Origin of the sequence: Streptomyces sp. TG1A-60 (assembly GCF_037201975.1) — a bacterium.
Classification (GTDB): Bacteria; Actinomycetota; Actinomycetes; order Streptomycetales; family Streptomycetaceae; genus Streptomyces.
Genome location: NZ_CP147520.1, coordinates 203,724 through 228,478 on the forward strand (window position 1 = coordinate 203,724; position 24,755 = coordinate 228,478).

At 73.2% G+C, this 24,755-nt stretch carries 3 protein-coding genes; all 3 read right to left on the reverse strand.

From position 1 onward, the window contains the following. The 3 genes from WBG99_RS00265 to WBG99_RS00275 are packed head-to-tail and all read right to left on the reverse strand — an operon-like array spanning window position 1 to window position 24,709. Window positions 1–13,452 carry an SDR family NAD(P)-dependent oxidoreductase gene (locus tag WBG99_RS00265; RefSeq protein WP_338894334.1) on the reverse strand — a complete coding sequence of 4,484 codons (13,452 nt, stop codon included), beginning with the start codon at window positions 13,450–13,452 and terminating at the stop codon, window positions 1–3. Then, a complete protein-coding gene (locus WBG99_RS00270) occupies window positions 13,416–23,471 on the reverse strand; it encodes an SDR family NAD(P)-dependent oxidoreductase (RefSeq protein ID WP_338900155.1) in 10,056 nt (3,351 codons plus the stop codon). The genes WBG99_RS00265 and WBG99_RS00270 overlap by 37 nt, the downstream gene beginning before the upstream one ends. Next, window positions 23,378–24,709, reverse strand: coding sequence for a beta-ketoacyl synthase N-terminal-like domain-containing protein (locus WBG99_RS00275; RefSeq protein WP_338894335.1), 1,332 nt, complete (start codon window positions 24,707–24,709; stop codon window positions 23,378–23,380). The genes WBG99_RS00270 and WBG99_RS00275 overlap by 94 nt, the downstream gene beginning before the upstream one ends. Window positions 24,710–24,755: the final 46 nt, after the last annotated feature.

Here is a 24,755-nt window from a genome sequence, read left to right on the forward strand (position 1 = left end):
TCACGACGCTCCCAGTTCCTTGTCGATGAAGTCGAAGATCTCGTCGTCGGTCGCGGTGTCGATGCCGGCCACGACGGACGGCGTCTCCGGCAGGGCCGTGCCGTCGTCGTAGCGGGCCAGCATCGCCTGCAGGCGCCGGACGATCGTGGCCCGTTCCGCCTCGCCTGCGGACTCCAGATCGGCTTCGATCCGCTCCACGCGCTCGGTGAGCGGCGCGGCCGCGCCGGGGGACGAGACGATCCGCCCGGCCAGGTATTCGGCGAGCCTTGCGGCCGACGGCTGGTCGAACACCAGGGTCGCCGGCAGTCGCAGCCCGGTACGGGCGGCGAGCCGGTTGCGCAGTTCGACCGCGGTCAGCGAGTCGAAGCCGAGATCGACCAAGCCGCGGTCGGGCCGGACGGCCTCCGCCGTCGCGTGCCCCAGGACCTGCGCGACGTCCGCCCGGACGGCGTCCAGGATGAGCCGGGCCTGTTCCGCGGGAGACCGGCCGGCGAGCAGCCGCGGCAACGACGGGCCATCCGCGGCGGCGTTCGCCCGGCGCGGACCGTCCGGCAGCAGGCCGCGCAGCATGGCCGGTACGGCGATGTCGGCGGGGCCGGAGCGGGCCGCCAGGTCGAGGCGCACCGGCACCAGGTGTGCGTACTCCGTGGTCATGGCCGCGTCGAAGAGCGCCAGTCCCTGTTCCGCGGTGAGGGCGCTGCCGAGCCGTCCCGCCCGGTCGCCGAGGTGTGCGGTCATCGCGCCGGCCTCTTCCCAGAGGCCCCACGCGAGCGACGTCCCCGGCAGTCCGCAGGTGCGACGGCGGGCCGCCAGTGCGTCCAGGAAGGTGTTGGCCGCCGCGTAGTTGGCCTGTCCCGGCGATCCGAACGTCCCGGCCGCGGAGGAGTACAGGACGAACATCTCCAGGTCCATCCCCTCGGTCAGCTCGTGCAGGTGCACGGCCGCGTCGGCCTTGGGGCGGAACACCGTCGCGATCCGCTCCCGGGTCAGCGACTCGACGACTCCGTCGTCCAGGACACCGGCGGTGTGCACGACACCGCACAGCGGACGGGCCGCCGGGATCGCGGCCAGTACGTCGGCCAGCGCGTCCCGGTCGGCGGCGTCACAGGCCACCACTTCGGCCCGCGCGCCGAGCTCCGCCAGCTCCGCCACGAGTTCGGCCGCGCCGGGCCCGTCCGCGCCGCGCCTGCTCAGCAGGGTCAGGTGGCGGACGCCGTACGCCGTGGCCAGGTGCCGGGCGAGCAGTCCGCCGAGCACGCCGGTGCCGCCGGTGATCAGGACCGTGCCCGGAAGCCGGCCCGAGGGTCCGCTGCCGGCACCTGCCCCGGCCCGGGCAAGGCGGGGTACCAGCACCTCTCCGTCCCGCACCGCCATCTGGGGCTCGGCGCCGGTCACGTACGGATGCCATGCGTCGGTCTCGGAGTCCGTGTCGACGAGGACGAACCGGTCCGGGTGCTCGGACTGGGCCGATCGCAGCAGACCCCAGACCGCCGCGCCCGGCAGGTCGTGCACGTCGCCGGCCGGGTCGACCGCACCGGAGGTCAGCACCACGAGCCTGGAGGACTCGAACCGCTCGTCCCCGAGCCAGGTCTGGACGACGTCCAGCATCGCGGAGGTCGCCGGCAGCGCCTCGTCGGCCGACAGGGGGAGGACCACCACCGGTGGCACCTCCTCCGCTTCGAGCAGCTTCTCCAGGGAGTCGGCCCGGGCGCCCTGGACGCCGGTCCCCGCGTCACCGACGACACACCAGGACGAGGTGTCGACCGGGGGCGCGAAAGGCGTCGGCGTCCACTCGACCGTGAACAGCCAGTCGCGGGCGGGCTGGTGGTCGGTGACCGCCGGCTGGTCGACGGCGGCCTCGCGGAGCACCAGGGACTCGACGGACGCGACGGGTGCGCCGATCCCGTCGGCCGTGCGGATCAGGACGCCGTCGTCGGTCGGCGTCACCGCGACCCGCAGCATCGAGGCGCCGGTGGCGTGCAGGCGCACACCCGTCCACGCGAACGGCATCCGGGTCGCCGGGCCGCCGTCGTCGGCGAGCCCGATGACGTGCAGTGCCGCGTCAAGCAGGGCCGGATGCAGCCCGAATCCCGGCGCGTCCGTCACCGTGTCCTCGGGCAGCGCCACCTCGGCGTAGACGGTGTCCTGCCCGCGCCATGCCGCCCGCACGCCCCGGAAGACCGGCCCGTAGCCGTATCCGCTCCCGGCGAGGGCGTCGTAGAAGCCGTCCAGCGGCACCGGCTCGACACCCGGCGGCGGCCAGGCCGCCAGGTCGTAGTCCTCGTGCACGGCCTCGGCGCCCAGTACGCCCGTCACGTGGCACACCCACGGCGCGTCGCCGCCCCGGTCCGGCCGCGAGTGGATCTCCAGGCGGCGGTCGCCGTCGTCGCCGGGGGCGGTCACCCGCACCTGGATGTGTACCCCGTCGGTCGGCGGGAGCGGCAGCGCGGCCCGCACGATCAGTTCCCGCAGAGTCCGGCAGCCGACCTGCCGTCCGGCCCGCAGCGCCATCTCCACGAACGCGGTACCGGGCACCAGCACCCGGCCCAGGACCGCGTGGTCCGCCAGCCACGGCTGCGTGGACAGCGACAACCGCCCGGTGAGCAGTACCTGGTCGTCACCGGCGAGCGCGACCGTCGCGCCGAGCAGCGGGTGGTCCGCCGCGGCCTGGCCGACAGCCCCCACATCGCCCGCGGCGCCGACATCCGCGGCGGGCTCCAGCCAGAACCTCGACCTCTGGAAGGCGTAGGTGGGCAGCGGTACGCGTCGACCGGTCCGCAGGACCGCCGACCAGTCGACGTCGACGCCGGCCGCCCACATCCGGCCGAGCGCGTGCAGCGCCGTCTCGGCCTCGTCGCGGTCGCGGCGCAGCACCGGCGCGAACACGGCGTCCACGGCGGACTGCTGCGCCATCGCGCAGAGCACGCCGTCCGGCCCCAGTTCCAGGAATCGGGTCACCCCCTGTTCGGCCAGGTACGTGACACCGTCGGCGAAGCGGACCGCCTCACGCACGTGGCGGGCCCAGTACTCCGGCGAGCAGATCGTCTCGGCGTCGACGACCGCTCCGGTCAGGTCGGACACGATCGGGATGCGCGGCGGCTCGAAGGCCAGGGTCCTGAGTACGGTCGTGAACTCCGCGAGCATCGGCTCCATCAGGGCCGAGTGGAAGGCGTGCGAGACGGTCAGCCGGGTCGTCCTGCGGCCCTCGGCCGTCCAGCGGGCGGCGAGTTCGTCGATCACGTCCGCGGCACCCGACACCACCACCGACGCCGGACCGTTGACCGCCGCGATGTCGACCCGGCCGGCGGTCTCGGCGACCACTTCGGCCTCGGTCGCCCGCACCGCCAGCATCGCCCCGCCGGCGGGCAGCGCCTCCATCAACCGGCCGCGCGCCGCCACGAGGGCGCAGGCGTCCGGCAGGGACAGCACCCCGGCCACATGGGCGGCCGCGATCTCGCCGATCGAGTGCCCCAGCAGGAAGTCCGGGGTCAGGCCGCACGATTCCGCCCACCGAAACATCGCGACCTCGACCGCGAACAGACCCGCCTGGGCCCACATCGTACGGTCGAGATCACGGCCCTCGAAGACCGCTTGCCCGACCGGCCGGTCCAGCCGCGGGTCCAGTTCGGCGCAGACGGCGTCGAACGCCTCGGCGAACACCGGGAAGGCCGCGTACAGCTCGCGGCCCATCCCGGACCGTTGCGAGCCCTGGCCGGTGAACAGGAACGCGAGGCGGGACCTGCCCATGGGGGCGATGTCCGCTTCCGCTTCCCCTTCCCCGGCCGCGATCCGGCCGAGCCGCTCGATGAGCTCTTCGCCGTCCCGTCCGACGACGACGGCGCGGTGCTCCAGTGCGGCGCGGGTGGTGGCCAGCGACCAGCCGACGTCCGCCGGATCCAGGTCGGTCGCCCGCGCGAGGTGGTCACGCAAGGAATGTGCCTGCTCGCGCAGGGCGGCCGGCGTCCTGCCGGAGATCGGCCACACCACCGGGCCTTCGCCCGCGGCGGCCGGCTCCACCGGGTGGGCGGCGGGCGGGGCTTCGAGGATCACATGCGCGTTGGTGCCGCTGATCCCGAACGACGACACACCGGCCCGGCGCGGCCGGTCGGCCTCGGGCCAGGGACGTGCCTCGGTCAGCAGTTCCACCGCTCCGGCGGACCAGTCCACGTGGTGGGTCGGCTCGTCCACGTGCAGCGTCGCCGGGAGTACGCCGTGCCGCATCGCCATGACCATCTTGATCACACCGGCGACGCCCGCGGCGGCCTGGGTGTGCCCGATGTTCGACTTGATCGATCCCAGCCACAGGGGCTGTTCCCCGGGCCGGTCCTGACCGTACGTCGCAAGCAGCGCCTGCGCCTCGATGGGGTCACCGAGGCTGGTACCGGTGCCGTGCGCCTCGACCACATCCACCTCGGACGCGGCGAGCCGGGAATCGGCCAGTGCCTGCCGGATGACGCGCTGCTGGGAGGGCCCGTTGGGGGCGGTGAGGCCGTTGGACGCGCCGTCCTGATTGACCGCGCTGCCCCGGATCACCGCGTGGATCTCGCGGCCGTGCCGGCGGGCGTCCGACAGGCGCTCAAGGACCAGGACGCCGACGCCTTCGGACCAGGTGGTGCCGTCCGCCGCCGAGGCGAAGGCCTTGCACCGGCCGTCCGATGCCAGCCCGCCCTGCCGGTCGAACTCGGCGAAGATGCCCGGGCTGGCCAGGACGGCGACGCCGCCGGCAAGCGCCAGATCGCATTCACCGCGCCGCAACGCCTGCGCGGCCAGGTGCAGCGCCACGAGCGAGGAGGAGCACGCGGTGTCGATCGTGACCGCGGGGCCTTCGAGGCCGAAGGTGTACGCCACGCGGCCCGAGACCACGCTCATCGACGTACCGGTAAGCAGGTGCCCTTCCGCACCGGGCGGGAGCTGGGCGCCCACGCCGTAGTTCGACGCGTACGCTCCGACGAACACGCCCGTCGGCGTCCCGCGCAGGTCGGGAGCGACCAGGCCCGCGGATTCGAAGGCCTCCCAGGACGCCTCAAGCAGCAAGCGCTGCTGCGGGTCCATCACCAGCGCCTCGCGGGGCGAGATCCCGAACAGCTCCGCGTCGAAGCCCGCGACGTCCTTCAGGAAGCCGCCGCGCGGGGCGTACGACGGATCTCCGACCTGCCAGCCGCGGTCGGCCGGGAAACCCGTCACCCCGTCGAACCCGTCGGCAAGCAGCCGCCACAGCTCCTCGGGGCCGTTCGCTCCGCCGGGGTACCGGCAGCTGATGCCCACGATCGCGATGGGCTCGTCGACGCCGACGGCGACGGCGGCCCCGGTCGCCACGGGCACCGGTACGGCCCGGTCGGACAACGCGTCGGCAAGGTGGTCGGCCAGTGCGTCCGGGGTCGGGTAGTCGAAGACCAGCGTCGCGGGGAGCCGCAGCCCGGTCGCGGTGTTGAGCGCGTTGCGCAGTTCCACCGCGGTCAGGGAGTCCAGTCCGAGGTCCTTGAACGCCTGCTTCGCGCCGACCGCGTCGGCGCCCGCATGTCCGAGCACGGCCGCGACGTGGGCGCGCACCAGGTCAAGGAGGTGGGCCCGGCGCTCGTCGGCGTCCAGCGCCCCCAAGTGCTCCAGGGCGGCGGCCCTGCCGCCGGCGCCCCGCTCGGCCGCCCGGACCGGCCGGGACCGTACCAGCGCGCGGAACAACGGCGGGATCGCGCCCGTGGGGCGGGCTCCGAGGTCGAGCCTGACCGGCAGGAGGTGGGGGGTGGGCAGGGCGGTGGCCCGGTCGAACAGAGCCAACGCCTGTGCCGTGGGCAACGCGCTTCCGGTACGAGCCGGGGACAGGTGACCGGTCAGCTCACTCGCCTGTTCCCACAGCCCCCAGGCCAACGACTGACCCGGCAACCCCCGCGCCACACGATCCACCGCGAACGCGTCCAGGAACGCGTTCGCCGCAGCGTAGTTGGCCTGCCCACCCGAACCGAACGTCCCCGCCACCGACGAGAACATCACGAACATCGACAGATCCAGACCCGCCGTCAACTCATCCAGGTAGACGGCCGCGTCCACCTTCGAACGCAACACCCCCGACAGACGATCCGACGTCAACCCACCGAACACCCCGTCATCCAACACACCCGCCGCATGCACCACACCCGTCAACGGACGCTCAAGACCACCCAACACCGCAGCCAGACCCGAACGATCCGCCGCATCACACGCCACCACCCGAACAACCGCACCCAACTCCTCAAGCCCGGCCACCAGATCGCGCGCGGCCGGGGTCTCCCCACCCCGACGGCTCAGCAACGTCAGATGCCGCACCCCATGCACGGACACCAGATGCCGGGCCACCAGACCACCCAACGTCCCCAGCCCACCCGTGATCAACACCGTGCCACCGGGATCCAACGACAACGGGCCACGGGGCACATCCGAAGCACCCGGCGAAGGCGCACGCACCAAACGAGGCACCCACACCACACCACCCCGAACCGCGAACTGCGGCTCATCACTGCCCACGACGGCCGGCCAGCCGACCGAAGACCCACCCTCACCCTCACCCTCACCCTCAAGGTCAGGATCGAGGTCAACCAGAACAATCCGGTCCGGATTCTCCGTCTGCGCCGAACGCAACAAACCCCACACCGCCGCCTGGACCGAATCCGCCCCGCCCCCGGCAACCGCCATCGCACCACACGTCAACACCACCAGCCGAGAAGCAGCCAACCGCTCCTCCGCCAACCACCCCTGCACCACACCCAAAACCCAAGCCGTCACCTCATGCACACCACCACCAACCGGCACCGGCAACACCACCACCGCCGGCGCGGCCACACCACCGTCCAACCCCGACACCAAAGAACCCAGACCGTCCTCCAACCGCACCGCCCCCAACGACGGCCCACCCGCACCCAGAACCACCCAACCCGAGGAATCCACCAACCCCTCAACCGCCGGCAACGCCAACCAGTCCACCGCGAACAACGCGTCCGACCCCGCGTCCGCCGCTGCCTGGACCGCCTCGGCGGAGACCTCTCGCAGCACCAGGGATCCGACCGACGCGACGGGAGCACCGATCTCGTCCGCGGCCCGGATCGTCACACCGTCGCCGACCGGAGTCATGGCAACGCGCAGCGCCGAGGCGCCGACCGCGTGCAGTCGGACACCGGTCCAGGCGAACGGCAACCGGGTCGTCCCGCTGTGGGCGTCGACGAGGCCGCTCACGTGCAGGGCCGCGTCAAGGAGCGCCGGGTGCACGCCGAATCCCGCCGCGTCGGCCGCCGCGTCATCGGGCAGCTCGACCTCGGCATAGACCGTCTCGCCGGCACGCCAGGCCTTCCGCAGGCCCTGGAAGACCGGACCGTAGCCGTAGCCGCCGTCGGTCAGGGCCTCGTAGAAGCCGTCCAGGGCCACCGGCGTCGACCCCGGCGGCGGCCAGTTCACCAGGTCGAAGTCGGGCGAGTCCACTGATGCGGTCAACGTGCCGACCGCGTGGCAGACCCATGGTGCGGCGTCGCCGTTCTCCTGTCGGGCGTGGATCTCCACCCGGCATTCGCCGCCGTCGCCCGGAGCCGCCACCCGCACCTGGACCTGCACACCGCCGCCGCTGTCGGGAAGCGGCAACGGGGCCTGCAGCACCAGCTCTTCCAGCACCGGGCGGTCGATCTCGGCGCCCGCCCGCAGCACCATGTCCACGAACGCCGTCCCCGGCACCAGCGCCTGGCCCTGGATCGCGTGATCCGCCAGCCACGGATGCGTGAAGAGGGACAGGCGCCCGGTCAGCAGCAGGCCGTCGTCGCCCGCCAGTTGCACCGTGGCGCCGAGCAGCGGATGGTCGGCCGGCACCTGTCCGACCGAAACGACGTCACCCGTCCTGGCGGCCGGTCGCGGCCAGTACCGGTCGCGCTGGAAGGCGTACGTCGGCAGGGCCACCCGCTGCCCGCCCGGCAGGATCATTGGCCAGTCCACGTCGACACCGACCGTCCACAGGCGGGCCAGCGCGTGCAGCGCCGTCTCGGCCTCGTCCCGGTCGCGGCGCATCACCGGCGCGAACAGTGCGTCCGACGCCGACTGCCCGGCCAACCCGCACAGCACTCCATCGGGACCCAGTTCGACGAACCGGGTCACGCCCCGGCCCTCCAGACAGGCGACACCGTCGGCGAACCGGACGGCCTCGCGGACCTGCCGTACCCAGTAGTCCGGGGTGGACATCAGCCCCGGCTCCGCGACCGTCCCGGTCAGGTTCGACACGACCGGGATCCGCGGCTCCTGGAACGTCAGCCCCTCCAGTACGGCCCCGAATTCGGCCAGCATCGGCTCCATAAGCACCGAGTGGAACGCGTGCGAGACCGCGAGACGGCTGGTTCGACGGCCTGCCCCCGACCAGCGCTCGGCCAGCTCGTCAATGACATCCGCAGCGCCCGAGACCACGACAGAGGTAGGGCCGTTCACCGCCGCGATGTCCGCCCGGCCCGCCACGGCCTCAGTGGCCTCGGCCTCAGTGGCCTCGACGGCCAGCATCGCCCCACCAGACGGAAGCGCCTGCATCAGACGGCCACGCGCCGCCACCAGCGCACAGGCATCGGACAGGGACAGGACCCCGGCCACATGCGCCGCCGCGATCTCACCTATCGAGTGCCCGAGCAGGAAGTCCGGAACGACACCCCACGACTCCAACAGCCAGTACGAAGCCACCTCGACGGCAAACAACCCCGCCTGCGCCCACACCGTACGGTCGAGATCAGTGCTCTCGACCACGACCTCCCTGACCGACCGGTCAAGCCTGACGTCCAACTCCGCGCACACCCCGTCGAACGCCTCCGCGAACACCGGGAACGCCTCGTACAGACCAGCACCCATCCCGACCCGCTGCGCACCCTGGCCCGTGAACAGGAACGCCGTCCCGCCCTCACGTACCGCACCCGAGACCACGCTCTCCCCGGGCCTGCCCTCGGCCAGCGCGGTGAGACCCGCCTCGATCGCGACGGCCGAGTCGCCGATGGCCACCGCCCGATGGTCCAGTGCGGAACGGCTGACGGCCAGGGCGTGCCCCGAGGCCGGCAGATCGGGCCCGGTCGTGAGGAAGTCGCGCAGCCGCTCCGCCTGGCCCCGCAGGGCGGCCGGGGTCTTGGCGGACACCGGCCACAGCAGCGTCCCCGGTCCCTCCGCCGGTTCCGGCGCGGGCGACGGGTCGCCCTGTTCGAGGATCACGTGCGCGTTGGTGCCGCTGATGCCGAACGAGGACACACCGGCGCGGCGCGGCCGATCGAGCTCGGGCCACGCTCTGGCCTCGCTCAGCAGTTCCACCGCACCGGCCGACCAGTCCACGTGCGGGGACGGCTCGTCGACATGCAGGGTGGCGGGCAGCAGGCCGTGGCGCATCGCCATGACCATCTTGATCACACCGGCGACGCCCGCCGCCGACTGGGTGTGCCCGATGTTCGACTTGATCGACCCCAGCCACAGCGGCCGGTCTGCGGAACGGTGTCGACCGTATGTCGCCATCAGGGCCTGTGCCTCGATGGGATCGCCCAGCGGGGTCCCGGTGCCGTGCGCCTCGACCGCGTCGACATCGGCAGGGGACAGCCGCGCGGTCGCCAACGCCTGTCGGATCACCCGCTCCTGCGACGGACCGTTCGGCGCGGTCAGGCCGTTCGACGCGCCGTCCTGGTTCACCGCGCTGCCGCGGATGACCGCGAGGACCTCATGGCCGTCGCGGCGGGCATCGGACAGCCGCTGGAGCACGAGCACGCCCACGCCCTCGGACCAGACGGTGCCGTCGGCCTCCGCGGAGAACGCCTTGCAGCGCCCGTCCGACGCCAGTCCGTCCTGCCTGTCGAACTCGGCGAACACGCCCGGTGTCGACATCACGGTCACACCGCCGGTCAGCGCCATCGCGCACTCGCCGCGCTGCAGGGCCTGGATCGCCCAGTGCATGGCCACGAGGGACGACGAACAGGCCGTGTCGACCGTGACGGCGGGTCCCTCAAGGCCGAACACGTACGACACGCGGCCGGAGAGAACGCTGGTGGCGGCACCCGTCATCAGGTGCCCTTCCGCCTCCGGCAGGTCCATGCCGGCGCCGTAGCCGAACGCCGAGGCGCCGACCAGGACCCCCGTGGCCGACCGGTGCACGGACAGCGGATCGATGCCGGCGGATTCGAAGGCCTCCCATGACGCCTCAAGAAGCAGCCGCTGCTGCGGGTCCATCGCCAGAGCCTCACGCGGCGAGATCCCGAACAGGCCGGCGTCGAAATCGGCCGCGTCGTGCAGGAAGCCGCCACGTGGCGTGTACGAGGCGTCGGCGACCTCGATCTCCCAGCCGCGGTCGGCCGGGAACGCCGTCACGCCGTCGAAGCCGTCGGCAAGCAGCCGCCACAGCTCCTCGGGGCCGTTCGCTCCGCCGGGGAACCGGCAGCTCATCCCGATGATCGCGATGGGCTCGCCGGTGTCCACGGCCGCCGGGGCGAACGCCACGGTCGGCGCGGCCCCCTCGAACAGCGCCTCGGCGAGGTGCTCGGCCAGGGCCGTCGGCGTCGGGTGGTCGAAGACCAGCGTGACCGGCAGCCGCAGTCCGGTGACGGCGTTCAGGCCGTTGCGCAGTTCCACCGAGGTGAGCGAGTCGAAGCCGAGGTCCCGGAACGCCTGCCTGGCTCCTACGGCGTCCACGGCGGCGTGGCCGAGGACCGTGGCCGCGGTGCCGCGCACGAGGTCCAGCAGGTGCGCGCGGCGTTCCTCGGTCGGCAGGGGCCACAGGCGGGCCACCAGTCCGGAGTCCGCGCCCGTCCCGCGGTCGGCGGCGCGTCGGGCCGACGGACGTATGAGGGCCCGCAGCAGTGGGGGTACTCCGTGGGCGGAGAGCATCTGCCCGGCCGTCAGGTCCAAGTTCATCGGCAGGAGGTGGGGGGTGGGCAGGGCGGTGGCCCGGTCGAACAGAGCCAACGCCTGTGCCGTGGGCAACGCGCTTCCGGTACGAGCCGGGGACAGGTGACCGGTCAGCTCACTCGCCTGTTCCCACAGCCCCCAGGCCAACGACTGACCCGGCAACCCCCGCGCCACGCGATCCACCGCGAACGCGTCCAGGAACGCGTTCGCCGCAGCGTAGTTGGCCTGCCCACCCGAACCGAACGTCCCCGCCACCGACGAGAACATCACGAACATCGACAGATCCAGACCCGCCGTCAACTCATCCAGGTAGACGGCCGCGTCCACCTTCGAACGCAACACCCCCGACAGACGATCCGACGTCAACCCACCGAACACCCCGTCATCCAACACACCCGCCGCATGCACCACACCCGTCAACGGACGCTCAAGACCACCCAACACCGCAGCCAGACCCGAACGATCCGCCGCATCACACGCCACCACCCGAACAACCGCACCCAACTCCTCAAGCCCGGCCACCAGATCGCGCGCGGCCGGGGTCTCCCCACCCCGACGGCTCAGCAACGTCAGATGCCGCACCCCATGCACGGACACCAGATGCCGGGCCACCAGACCACCCAACGTCCCCAGCCCACCCGTGATCAACACCGTGCCACCGGGATCCAACGACAACGGGCCACGGGGCACATCCGAAGCACCCGGCGAAGGCGCACGCACCAAACGAGGCACCCACACCACACCACCCCGAACCGCGAACTGCGGCTCATCACTGCCCACGACGGCCGGCCAGCCGACCGAAGACCCACCCTCACCCTCACCCTCACCCTCACCCTCACCCTCAAGGTCAGGATCGAGGTCAACCAGAACAATCCGGTCCGGATTCTCCGTCTGCGCCGAACGCAACAAACCCCACACCGCCGCCTGGACCGAATCCGCCCCGCCCCCGGCAACCGCCATCGCACCACACGTCAACACCACCAGCCGAGAAGCAGCCAACCGCTCCTCCGCCAACCACCCCTGCACCACACCCAAAACCCAAGCCGTCACCTCATGCACACCACCACCAACCGGCACCGGCAACACCACCACCGCCGGCGCGGCCACACCACCGTCCAACCCCGACACCAAAGAACCCAGACCGTCCTCCAACCGCACCGCCCCCAACGACGGCCCACCCGCACCCAGAACCACCCAACCCGAGGAATCCACCAACCCCTCAACCGCCGGCAACGCCAACCAGTCCACCGCGAACAACGCGTCGGGACCGTCCTCCCCGGCCGGCCGCAGGGCTTCGGCCGCGATCTCCCGCATCACCAGGGATTCCAGGGTGGCGACGGGCTCGCCCACACCGTCGGCCAGGAGCAGCGACACACCCTCCGCGGTGCCCTCGACCCGTACGCGGAGCACCGAGGCGCCGACCGCGTCCAGCCGCGCCCCGGTCCACGCGAACGGCAGCCGCGTACCGCCGGCCTGCGCGACGGGGGACAGCCCCACCGCGTGGAGAGCCGCGTCAAGGAGTGCCGGATGCACACCGAACCCGCTCGCTTCGGCGACCGCGTCCTCGGGGAGTGCGACCTCGGCGTAGACGGTGTCGCCGTCGCGCCACGCCGCCCGCATACCGCGGAACACCGGCCCGTAGCCGTAGCCGTTCTCGGCGAGCGCTGTATAGAAGCCCTCCAGTGGCACCGCCGTGGCGCCGGCCGGCGGCCATGCCGTGAGGTCGCGTCCTTCGCCGGTGGTCACCGCCTCGGCCAGGACGCCGGCCGCGTGGCTGACCCAGAGCGCCTCGCCGGAGCCCTCGGGCCGTGAGTACACCTCGACCGTACGCTCGCCGCCTTCGCCGACGGCGCTCACGCTCACCTGGATCCGCACGCCGCCGTGCTCGGGCAGGACCAGCGGCGTCCGCAGGACCATCTCGCGTATCTCCGAGCAGCCGACCCGCCCGCCCGCGGCCCACGCCATCTCGACGAGCGCGGTGCCCGGGACCACGACCCGCCCCAGGATGACGTGGTCGGCCAGCCAGGGGTGCGTCGCCTCCGACAACCGCCCGGTCATCAGCAGTCCGCTGCCGTCGGCCACCGTCACGGCGGCGCTGAGCAGCGGGTGTCCGGTCGGTTCCATTCCGGCGCTGCCCGGATCGCCGGCCACCGGACCGGGTTGCGGCCAGAACCGTTCACGCTGGAAGGCGTACGTCGGGAGTTCGACCCGGCGTCCGACCGGCAGCACCGAACGCCAGTCGACGTCGGCCCCGGCGGTCCACATGCGGGCGAGCGCGCGCAGCGCCGTGTCCACGTCATCCCGGTCGCGGCGTGCAAGGGGTGCGAATACGCCCTCAGGGGCGGACTGTTGCGCCAGACCGCAGAGCACGCCGTCCGATCCCAGTTCCATGAAGCGGATGACGCCCTGCTCGACGAGGTGGGTGACGCCGGCCGCGAACCGGACCGCTTCGCGGACCTGCCGTACCCAGTAGTCCGGGGTGGACATCAGCCCCGGCTCCGCGACCGTCCCGGTCAGGTTCGACACGACCGGGATCCGCGGCTCCTGGAACGTCAGCCCCTCCAGTACGGCCCCGAATTCGGCCAGCATCGGCTCCATAAGCGCCGAGTGGAACGCGTGCGAGACCGCGAGACGGCTGGTTCGACGGCCTGCCCCGACCAGCGCTCGGCCAGCTCGTCAATGACATCCGCAGCGCCCGAGACCACGACAGAGGTAGGGCCGTTCACCGCCGCGATGTCCGCCCGGCCCGCCACGGCCTCAGTGGCCTCGGCCTCAGTGGCCTCGACGGCCAGCATCGCCCCACCAGACGGAAGCGCCTGCATCAGACGGCCACGCGCCGCCACCAGCGCACAGGCATCGGACAGGGACAGCACGCCCGCGCAGTGCGCCGCCGCCACCTCGCCGATCGAGTGCCCGAGCAGGTAGTCCGGGGTCACGCCGTACGACTCGAGGAGGCGGAAGGAGGCGACCTCGACCGCGAAGAGCCCGGCTTGGGCCCAGACCGTACGGTCGAGGTCCCCGCCGTCGAACACCACGTCGCTGACCGGCCGGTCGAGCCACAGGTCCAGTTCCGCGCAGGCGGCGTCGAAGGCGTCCGCGAACGCCGGGAAGGCGTCGTACAGCCCGCGTCCCATGGCGGCCCGCTGCGCTCCCTGTCCGGTGAACAGGAACGCCGTACGCCCCTCGCTCACCGCGCCGGCGACGACGTTCCCGGAAGGAGTGCCCGCGGCCAGGGTGCCGAGCGCGTCGGCGAGGCCCGCGCCGTCGGGGGCGAGTACGACGGCGCGGTGCGGGAGGGCGGCCCTGCTGAGCAGTGCGTGCCCGATGTCGGCCGCGGCCCGTTCCGGCCGTTCGGCCGCGAAGCCCGCGAAATCGGTCGCGAAACCTGCGAAATCCGCGAGCCGTTCGGCCTGTGCGCGCAAGCCGGGCTCGGTCCTGGCCGAGAGGAGCCAGGGGATCACGGGCGGCGGCGGCACCGGTCCGGCGGCGTCGACCGGTGCGGGACTCGGGGGTGCCTCGATGATGACGTGGGCGTTGGTGCCGCTGATCCCGAACGACGACACAGCCGCGCGGTGCGGGCGGTCCGCGGTGGGCCAGGGCCTGGGCTCGGTCAGCAGTTCCACCGCACCGGCCGACCAGTTCACGTGCGGGGACGGCTCGTCCACGTGCAGGGTGGCCGGGAGTACGCCGTGGCGCATGGCCATGACCATCTTGATCACACCGGCGACGCCGGCCGCCGCCTGGGTGTGTCCGATGTTCGACTTGATGGAGCCCAGCCAGAGCGGCCGGTCCTCGGGCCGGTCCTGACCGTACGTCGCAAGGAGCGCCTGCGCCTCGATCGGGTCGCCCAGGGTCGTCCCGGTCCCGTGCGCCTCCACGGCGTCCACGTCGGCGGTGGTCAGGCCCGCGGTCGCCAGCGCCTGCCGGATCACCCGCTCCTGCGACGGACCGTTCGGGGCCGTCAGGCCGTTGGACGCGCCGTCCTGGTTGACCGCGCTGCCCCGTACCGTCGCCAGGATCCGGTGCCCGAGCCGTTGCGCGTCCGACAGGCGTTCGACCAGGAGGACGCCGACGCCCTCGCCCCAGCCGGTACCGTCCGCCGCTGCCGCGAAGGCCTTGCACCGGCCGTCCGAGGCGAGCCCGCCCTGACGGTCGAACTCGCGGAACGTCGCCGGCGACACCATCACCGTGACACCGGCGGCGAGCGCCATCCCGCACTCGCCGCGCCGCACCGCCTGCGCCGCAAGGTGCAGCGCCACCAACGACGAGGAGCAGGCCGTGTCGACGGTGACCGCCGGGCCTTCGAGGCCGAACGAGTAGGCCACCCGGCCCGAGATCACGCTGTTGGCGGTGCCCGAGAGGAGGTGGCCCTCGGCGCCCTCGAAGCCGTGCGCGCCGCCCCCTCCGTAGCCGGAGGACGAAGCACCGACGAACACGCCGATCTGCTCGCCGCGCACCGAACGCGGGTCCACCTCGGCGGACTCGAACGCCTCCCATGCCGCTTCGAGGAGCAGCCGCTGCTGCGGGTCCATGGCCAGGGCCTCGCGCGGCGAGATCCCGAACAGTCCCGCGTCGAACCGCGTCGCCTCGTGGACGAAGCCGCCCTGCCGGGCGTAGGACCCCGCGGCGTCCGCGAATTCCCAGCCGCGGTCGGTGGGGAAGGCGGATATGCCGTCGCGGCCGGTGGCGACCAGCTCCCACAGCTCGTTCGGCGAGGTGATGCCGCCGGGATAGCGGCAGCTCATGCCGACGATCACGATCGGCTCGGCGGTGGTGGTGACGACCGGTGCGGCGGACACCGCCGCCGACGTCGTCTCCATGTCGTCGAGGAGTTCACCGGCCAGGTGGGCGGCCAGTTCGCCGGGGGTCGGGTGGTCGAAGACCAGGGTGGCCGGGAGGGCGAGGCCTGTTTCGGCGCCGAGCGCGTTTCGCAGTTCCACGGCGCTCAGGGACGTGAAGCCCAGATCGCGGAAGGCCCGGTCGGGTTCGATGACGTCGGCGGTGCTGTGCCCGAGCACCGTGGCGACGCGCTCTCGCACCAGGTCCAGCAGGATCCGGCCTCGCTGCGCGGCCGGGGCCGCCGTGAGTCGCCGTACGAGAGCGGAGCCCGTATCGGCGGCGGGCTCGTTCCCGGTCAGCGCCCGCGTCGCTTCGGGCAGATCGGCGAGCAGCGGGCTGGGGCGGCTGGACGTGAAGGCCGGAGCGAACCGCTCCCAGTCGACGTCCGCGACCGTGACGCAGGATTCGCCGCGGTCCACGGCCTGGGCCAGGGCGGCGATGGCCAACTCCGGTGCCAGGGCGGCCAGTCCGCGACGGCGCAGGAACTCCTCGGCCTCGCCGCGCGTCGCCATGCCGGCTTCGGCCCACGGACCCCACGCCACCGAGAGCCCGGCCAGGCCGCGGGAACGGCGTTGCTGCACCAGCGCGTCCAGATAGGCGTTCGCCGCGGCGTAGAGGCCTTGCCCGCCGCTGCCCCAGACACCGGCGATGGACGAGAACGTCACGAACAGGTCCAGGTCCCCGGCCAGTTCGTCGAGGTGTGCCGCGCCCCGCACCTTGCCGCCGGTGGACGACAGCACGTCGGCGGGAACGGTCAGGTCGAGCGGGGCCGTCTCGGCGACTCCGGCCGCGTGCACGACGCCGGTCAGCGGGAGTTCGGCCGGGATCTCCGCCAGCACGGCGGCCAGCGCCTCCCGGTCTCCGGCGTCGCAGGCCGCGACCGTCACCCGCGTGCCCGTTCCGGACAGCTCGGCCACCAGCTCGTCCACTCCCGGCGCGGCCGCTCCGCGCCGGCCGGTCAGCACCAGATGCGGCGCGCCGCGCTCGGCGAGCCACCGCGCGACGGCCGCGCCCAGCGCGCCCGTGCCACCGGTGACCAGGACCGTGCCCGTCGGAGTCCACGGCTCGACCGCGGTGTTCTCGGCTGCCGCCCGCACCAGCCGACGGGAGTAGACCCCGGCGCCGCGTACGGCGACCTGGTCCAGGCCCGCCCCGCCGGACAGCACCGCCGCCAGCCGGGCGCCGACTCGTCCGTCCACGGTGGGAGGAAGGTCGATCAGACCGCCCCAGCGGTCGGGGTGTTCCAGTGCGGCGACCCGGCCGGCCCCCCACACCTGTGCCTGGAGCGGATCACGCAGCGGATCGGAGCCTCCGACCGACACCGCGCCGCTGGTGAGCACCCACAGCGGGGCACCGATCCCGGCGTCGCCGAGCGCCTGCAGCAGGGTCAGCGTCGCGGTCAGCCCGTCCGGGGCGAGCGCCGTCAGCGCCACCACTCCCGCGACGTCGGCCGGAACGTCCGCCAGCCGCCCGGCCAGCGCCGCCCGGCCTTCGGCCACCGGATCGCAGACGACCTCGACGACGTCGGCCCCGGACGTCCGCAGCGCCGCGCCCAGGTCCGCCGCCGGGTCGGCGGCGCCGACGGGTACGACGAGCAGCCAGGTCCCGGAGAGGGTGGCCGGGCCGAGCCCATCGGTGAGGGGCCTCCATGTGACGTGGTAGCGCCAGGAGTTGATGACCGAGTCCGTACGGCGGCGCTTGCGCCAGGAGGACAACACGGGCAGCAGCGTCGCAAGGTCTCCCGGGGCCTCGACGGAGAGCGTGCCCGCAAGGTCGCCCAGGTCCTCGCGTTCGACCGCGTCCCAGAACCGGGCGTCCATGGCGTCGGCGCCGTCCGCCGGGGTGCCGACGGTTCCCGCCTCCGGCCAGTACCGCTCGCGCTGGAACGCGTAGGTCGGCAGGCCAACGCGCCGGCCCCCGCCCAGGACGGCCTGCCAGTCCAGGGGGACACCGACCTTCCACAGCTCGGCGACCGCGGCCGTGATCGCCTCCACGCCGTCCCGGTCCCTGCGCTGCATCGGTACGAAAGCCCCGTCGGTGACGGTCAGCTGGGCCATCCCGCAGAGCACGCCGTCCGGCCCGAGCTCGACGAACTTCCGTACGCCCTGATCGCGCAGGCATGCGATGCCGTCGGCGAACCGGACGGCCTCCCGGACGTGGCGGACCCAGTAGTCCGGTGTGCACAGCGTCCCGGCGTCGGCGAGGGCGCCCGTCAGGTTGGAGACGATCGCGATCCGCGGCGCCTCGAACGTGATCCTCTCGAGTGCCGCCGCGAAGTCCGCCAACATCGGTTCCATACGGGCCGAGTGGAAGGCGTGCGACACCGTCAGCCGGGCGGTCCTGCGCCCCTCGGCGCGCCAACGCGCCGCGAGTTCGTCGATCACGGCCTCGTCGCCGGAGACGACCACGTCGGCGGGACCGTTGACGGCGGCGATGTCGGCCCGTCCGTCCAGGGCCTCCCGTACGGCCTCTTCGGTGGCCTGGACCGCGAGCATGGCCCCGCCTGGCGGCAGCGCCTGCATCAGGCGGGCGCGCGCCGCCACCAGGGCACACGCGTCCGTCAAGGAGAAGACGCCCGCGCAGTGGGCCGCCGCGACCTCGCCGATCGAGTGGCCGAGCAGCAGGCTCGGGGTCACGCCCCACGATTCGAGCAGCCGGAAGAGCGCGACCTCGACGGCGAAGAGACTCGTCTGTGCGTAGACCGTCCGGTCCAGGCCTTCGCCGTCGGACACCACGTCCTTGACCGGCCGGTCAAGGGTTGGGTCCAGTTCGGCGCAGACCGCGTCGAAGGCGTCCGCGAACACGGGGAAACGCGCGTACAGCTCCTGGCCCATGCCGACGCGCTGCGCGCCCTGGCCGGTGAAGAGGAACGCCGTTCCGCCGGGGATCACCGTGGCCGCCGTACCGTCGAGCGCGGCCGCCCCGTCGAGGAGTTCGGCACGGTCCTCACCGACGAGCACGGCGCGGTGGTCCAGGGCGGCGCGGGTGGTGGCAAGCGAGTAGCCGATGTCGCGCACGTCGGCGTCCGACTCCGCCGCGAACGTACGCAAGCGCTCCGCCTGGGCCCGCAGACCGTCCCGGGTGTGCGCGGAGAGCGGCCACAGCGCGAGCGCGGGCGACGGAGCCGCCTCGTCGGCGGCCGGTGCGGGGGTCGGGGGTGCCTCGATGATGACGTGCGCGTTGGTGCCGCTGATCCCGAAGGACGACACGCCCGCGCGACGCGGACGGTCGAGCTCGGGCCACGGCCGGGCCTCGGTCAGGAGTTCCACCGCACCGCGCGACCAGTCCACCTGAGGGTGGGGCTCGTCCACGTGCAGGGTCGCGGGCATGATCCCGTGCCGCAGCGCCTCCACCATCTTGATCACGCCGGCGGCGCCCGCGGCGGCCTGCGTGTGCCCGATGTTCGACTTGACCGACCCCAGCCGGAGCGGCCGGTCCTCGGGCCGGTCCTGACCGTACGTCGCAAGGAGCGCCTGCGCCTCGATCGGGTCGCCGAGCACCGTGCCGGTGCCGTGCCCCTCGACGATGTCGACGTCCGACGAGGACAGCCCGGCGTTGGCCAGCGCCTGCCGGATCACCCGCTGCTGCGAGGGGCCGTTCGGCGCGGTGAGGCCGTTGGAGGCGCCGTCCTGGTTGACCGCGCTGCCGCGGATCACCGCGAGGACGCGGTGACCGAGCCGCCCGGCGTCGGAGAGGCGTTCGACCAGGAGCAGGCCCGCGCCCTCTCCCCAGCCGGTCCCGTCGGCGGCGCCCGCGTACGACCGGCAGCGCCCGTCCGACGACAGTCCGCCCTGACGGTCGAACTCGCCGAACGTCGCCGGCGACACCATCACCGTGACGCCGCCGGCGAGCGCCATCCCGCACTCGCCGCGCTGCACCGCCTGCGCCGCAAGGTGCAGCGCCACCAACGACGAGGAGCAGGCCGTGTCGACGGTGACCGCCGGGCCTTCGAGTCCGAAGGTGTACGCGACCCGGCCCGAGATCACGCTGTTGGCCGTGCCGGAGAGCAGGTGGCCCTCGGCGCCTTCAAGGCCGTGACCGCCGGTGCCGTAGCCGGAGGACGAGGCTCCCGCGAACACCCCGATCTGCGCGCCCTGCACGGACCGGGGGTTGATCCCGGCGGATTCGAAGGCCTCCCACGCAGTCTCGAGGAGCAGGCGTTGCTGGGGGTCCATCGCCAGGGCCTCACGCGGCGAGATCCCGAACAGTCCCGCGTCGAACCGCGTCGCCTCGTCGACGAAGCCGCCCTGCCGCCCTGCCGAGCCGGCCAGGCTGTCGAGGTGCTCCCAGCCCCGGTCGGCCGGGAATCCTGAGATGGCGTCGTCACCGCCGGCCACCAGGCGCCACAGGTCGTTCGCCGACGCCACTCCCCCGGGATAGCGGCAGCCCATGCCGACGATCACGACCGGGTCGTCGTCGGCCGCGACCGTGGCGCGGGTGTGCGCCGGGAGCGCTTCCGGATCGTGGAACATCTCGCCGAGCAGGTACGCGGCGAGGGCGGTCGGCGTGGGGTGGTCGAAGACGAGGGTGGCCGGCAGGCGCAGCCCGGTCTCCGCGTTGAGGAGGTTGCGCAGCTCCACGGCGGTCAGCGAATCGAAGCCGAGGTCCCGGAAGACCTGGTCGGGATCGACCGCCTCGGCCGTACGGTGTCCCAGGACGGCTGCCGCGCGTTCCTGTACGAGGTCAAGCAGCACGTGGTGGCGTCGTCCGACGGCGGCGGAGGTGATCCGCTGCCGCAGCGCGGCGCCCAGCTCGAAGTCGGTCGTGTCCCCCTCGGTCGACTGCGCCACCTCGGGAAGTCCGGCCAGCAGGGGGCTGGGGCGGACGGAGGTGAATGCCGGGGCGAACAGTGCCCAGTCGACGTCGGCGACGGTCACGCACCCTTCCCCGTGATCCACGGCCCGGGCCAGGGCGGCGATGGCCGATTCCGGGGCCAGCGCGTTCAGTCCGCGGCGGCGCAGGAAGTCGGCGGCCTCGCCCTGGACGGCCATCCCGGCCTCTGCCCAGGGGCCCCAGGCGATCGAGGTGCCGGTCAGTCCCCGGCCGCGACGGTTCTCGACGAGCGCGTCCAGGTAGGCGTTGCCCGCCGCGTAGGCGCCCTGGCCGCCGCTGCCCCAGGTCGCCGCGATCGAGGAGAACGTGACGAACAGGTCCAGGGCCAGGCCTTCGGTCAGCGCGTCGAGGTGTGCCGCGCCGGCCGCCTTGCCGCCGATGACGGTGGCCAGGTCCGCGAGGTCCATGCCGTCGATCGGGCCGTTCGCCGCGACCCCGGCGGCGTGCACCACTCCGGTCAGGGGCAGGTCGGCCGGGATCCGCGCCAGCACCTCGGCCAGCGCCTCCCGGTCGGCGACGTCACAGGCCGCTACGGTCACGGCGGTACCGGACGCGGTCAGCTCGGCGACCAGGTCGTCGGCCCCCGGCGCGGCGGCGCCCCGCCGGCCGAGCAGCACCAGGTGCGGCGCTCCGCGCCCGGCGAGCCATCGTGCGACGGCCGTGCCCAGCGCGCCCGTTCCACCCGTGACCAGTACGGTGCCCGACGGCGTCCACGGCGCGTCGGTGGGCCGCGTCGGCTCCGCCCGGGTCAGCCGGCGTCCGTAGACCGCTGCGCCGCGGACAGCGACCTGGTCCTCGCCCGTCGCCCCGGACAGAACCGCGGCGAGCCGGGCGCCGGCGCGTCCGTCCATGGCCGCGGGGAGGTCCACGAGACCGCCCCAGCGGTCCGGGTGCTCCAGCGCGGCGACCCGACCGAGCCCCCACACCTGCGCCGGCACCGGGTCGCACGGCGGATCGAACGTGCCCACCGTGACGGCGCCGGAGGTGAGCAGCCACAGCGGCGCGTCGATCTCCGCCTCGACGAGGCTCTGGAGCGTCGTCACCGTGTCGGCGACCGGGTCGGGTCCGGTGGCCATCGCGACGACCCCGGCCACGTCGGCCGCGTCGCTCGGCCACTGTCCGGGGCTCTCACACCGGATCACCGTGGCGCCCGCGGTCCGCAGGGCTTCTTCGACGGCGTCGGTCCGGTCGTCGTCGCGGGCGCCGGTCAGCACCCAGGTGCCCGTGAGCGGGGTGGTGCCGCCAGGAGCCGTGAGCGGCTTCCACTCCACGCGGTAGCGCCACGAGTCGACGGCCGACTCCTGCCGCTGTGAGCGCCGCCACGCGGACAGGGCGGGGACGACGTCGTCGAGGACGCCGGGGGCCTCCTCCAGTTTCAGGGTGACGGCCAGTTCGGCGAGGTCCTCGCGGTCCACCGCCGCCCAGAACCGGACGTCCTCGTCCGAGACGGACGCGGGCCGGTCGGCGGGAGCCGCCGGAGGGGTCATGCTGTCCGGCCAGTAGCGCTCCCGCTGGAACGTGTACGTCGGCAGGTCCACCCGCCGCCCTTCGGGCAGCACGGCCCGCCAGTCGATGTCGACGCCCGCCGTCCACATCCGGGCCAGCGCGGTCAGGGCCGTATCGGCGTCGTCCCGGCCGCGGCGCTGCACCGGGGCGAACACCCCTTCGACACCGGCCTGCTGGGCCATCCCGCAGAGCACGCCGTCGGGGCCGACCTCCAGGAACCGGGTCACGCCCTGAGCGGCCAGGCAGGTCACGCCGTCGGCGAACCGGACGGTCCGGCGGACCTGGCGCACCCAGTAGTCGGGGGAGGTGATCAGGTCGGGTTCGGCGACGTCACCGGTCAGGTTCGAGACGATCGCGATGCGTGGCCGTTCGAACGCGACCGTCTCAAGCGCCGCGCGAAACTCGTCCAGCATCGGTTCCATCAGTGCCGAGTGGAAGGCGTGCGACACCGTCAGACGGCTCGTCCTGCGGCCTTCGGCGGACCACCGCTCCGCCAGTTCGCCGATCACGGCCGCCTCGCCCGAGACCACGACCGAACCGGGGGCGTTGACCGCCGCCAGGTCCGCCCGCCCGGCGATCGCCTCGGTCACCTCGGCCTCGGTCGCCTGCACGGCCAACATCGCGCCGCCGGCCGGAAGCGCCTGCATCAGCCGGCCGCGCGCGGCGACGACCGCGCATGCGTCGGCGAGGGAGAAGACGCCCGCGCAGTGCGCTGCCGCGATCTCGCCGATGGAATGGCCCAGCAGGAAATCGGGGGTCACGCCCCACGATTCGAGCAGCCTGAACGTGGCGATCTCGACGGCGAAGAGACCGGCCTGTGCCCACATGGTCCGGTCGAGGTCACGGCCCTCGAACACCACGTCCCTGACCGACGCGTCGAGCCGTGGATCCAGCTCGGCGCATACGGCGTCGAAGGCCTCGGCGAACGCGGGGAACGCCTCGTACAGCCCACGTCCCATCGCCGCGCGCTGCGATCCCTGGCCGGTGAAGAGGAACGCGCACCGGCCTTCACCCGTCACGCCCGACACCGTCGCGGAGCTCTCGCCCGCGGCGAGCGCGTCAAGGCCCGGGAGCAGATCGCCGAGCACCACCGCGCGGTGGTCGAGTCCCGCACGGGTGGTGGCGAGCGACCAGGCGACATCGGTCGGGTCGAGGTCGTCCGCGGCGGTGAGATGTGCCCGCAGGGTACGGGCCTGGGCCCGCAGCCCTGCCGAGCCCTTCCCGGACAGCGGCCACAGCAGCGGCCGTTCGGTGTCGGCACGCGGTGCTGCCGCTTCGGTCCCGGGTGCCGGTTCCGTCGCGGGTGCCGGTTCGACCGCGGGTGCCGATTCCAGGATCACGTGCGCGTTGGTGCCGCTGATCCCGAACGACGAGACGCCGGCCCGGCGGGGACGGTCGTCCTCCGGCCACGGCCGGGCTTCGGTGAGCAGTTCGACGGCGCCCTCGGTCCAGTCCACGTGCGGGGTGGGTTCGTCCACGTGCAGCGTCGGGGGAGAACGCCGTGGCGCATGGCCTGCACCATCTTGATCACACCGGCGACGCCCGCGGCGGCCTGCGTGTGCCCGATGTTCGACTTGACCGAGCCCAGCCACAGCGGGCGGCGCTCGGCGCGGTCCCGGCCGTAGGTGGCGAGCAGTGCCTGTGCCTCGATCGGGTCGCCCAACCGGGTGCCGGTGCCGTGCGCTTCGACGACGTCCACCTCGGCCGGTGACAGCCCGGCGCTCGTCAGCGCCTGCCGGATCACGCGTTGCTGCGACGGACCGTTGGGGGCCGTCAGGCCGTTGGAGGCGCCGTCCTGGTTGACCGCACTGCCGCGCACGACCGCGAGGACGGGATGACCGAGCCGTTGCGCGTCCGACAACCGTTCCACAAGGAGCAGGCCGACGCCCTCGCCCCAGCCCGTACCGTCGGCCGCCGCGGCGAAGGCCTTGCACCGGCCGTCCGCGGCCAGCCCGTCGAGGCGGCTGAACTCGGCGAACACACTGGGCGACGACATGACCGTGACGCCGCCGGCCAGCGCCAGTTCGCAGTCACCCGCCCGCAGGGCGTGGACGGCGAGGTGCAGCGCGACGAGCGAGGAGGAGCAGGCCGTGTCCACGGTGACGGCCGGGCCCTCCAGGCCCAAGGCGTAGGAGACGCGCCCTGATACGACGCTGGCCGCGTTGCCGATGGCCAGGTGCGTGGCGGCGCCCTCGGGGAGCGAGTGCGCGCCTTCGGCGTACCCCGAGGCGGAGGCGCCGACGAACACCCCGGCCCGGCTGCCGGCCAGCGCGCGCGGGTCGATCCCGGCCCGCTCGACGACCTCCCACGCGGTTTCCAGGAGCAGGCGCTGCTGCGGATCCATGGCGAGGGCCTCGCGGGGGGAGATCCCGAACAGCCCGGCGTCGAAGTCGGCGACGCGGTCGACGAACCCGCCCTCGTTGGCGTAGCCGGACTCCTCCGGCCAGCCCCGGTCGTCGGGGAAGCCGGTGATTCCGTCGCCGTTGCCGGCCACGAGCTGCCACAGGTCGGCCGGCGAGCTCACTCCGCCCGGGTAGCGGCAGGCCATCGCGACGATCGCGATGGGTTCCCGCTCACGCAGCTCGGCCACCTGGAGTTGACGCCGTGCGCGCCGGAGATCCGCCGTCACCCGCTTCAGGTATTCGAGATACCTTTGCTCATCTCCCACGCAGATCAACCCCTACTCCCGGCCGGCAATTGACCGCAGCCGGTAC

Excerpts from the sequence above, each read along its gene's own strand:
- WBG99_RS00265 (WP_338894334.1), bottom strand. The coding sequence starts at position 13,452 with ATGCTGGCCGAATTCGGGGCCGTACTGGAGGGGCTGACGTTCCAGGAG.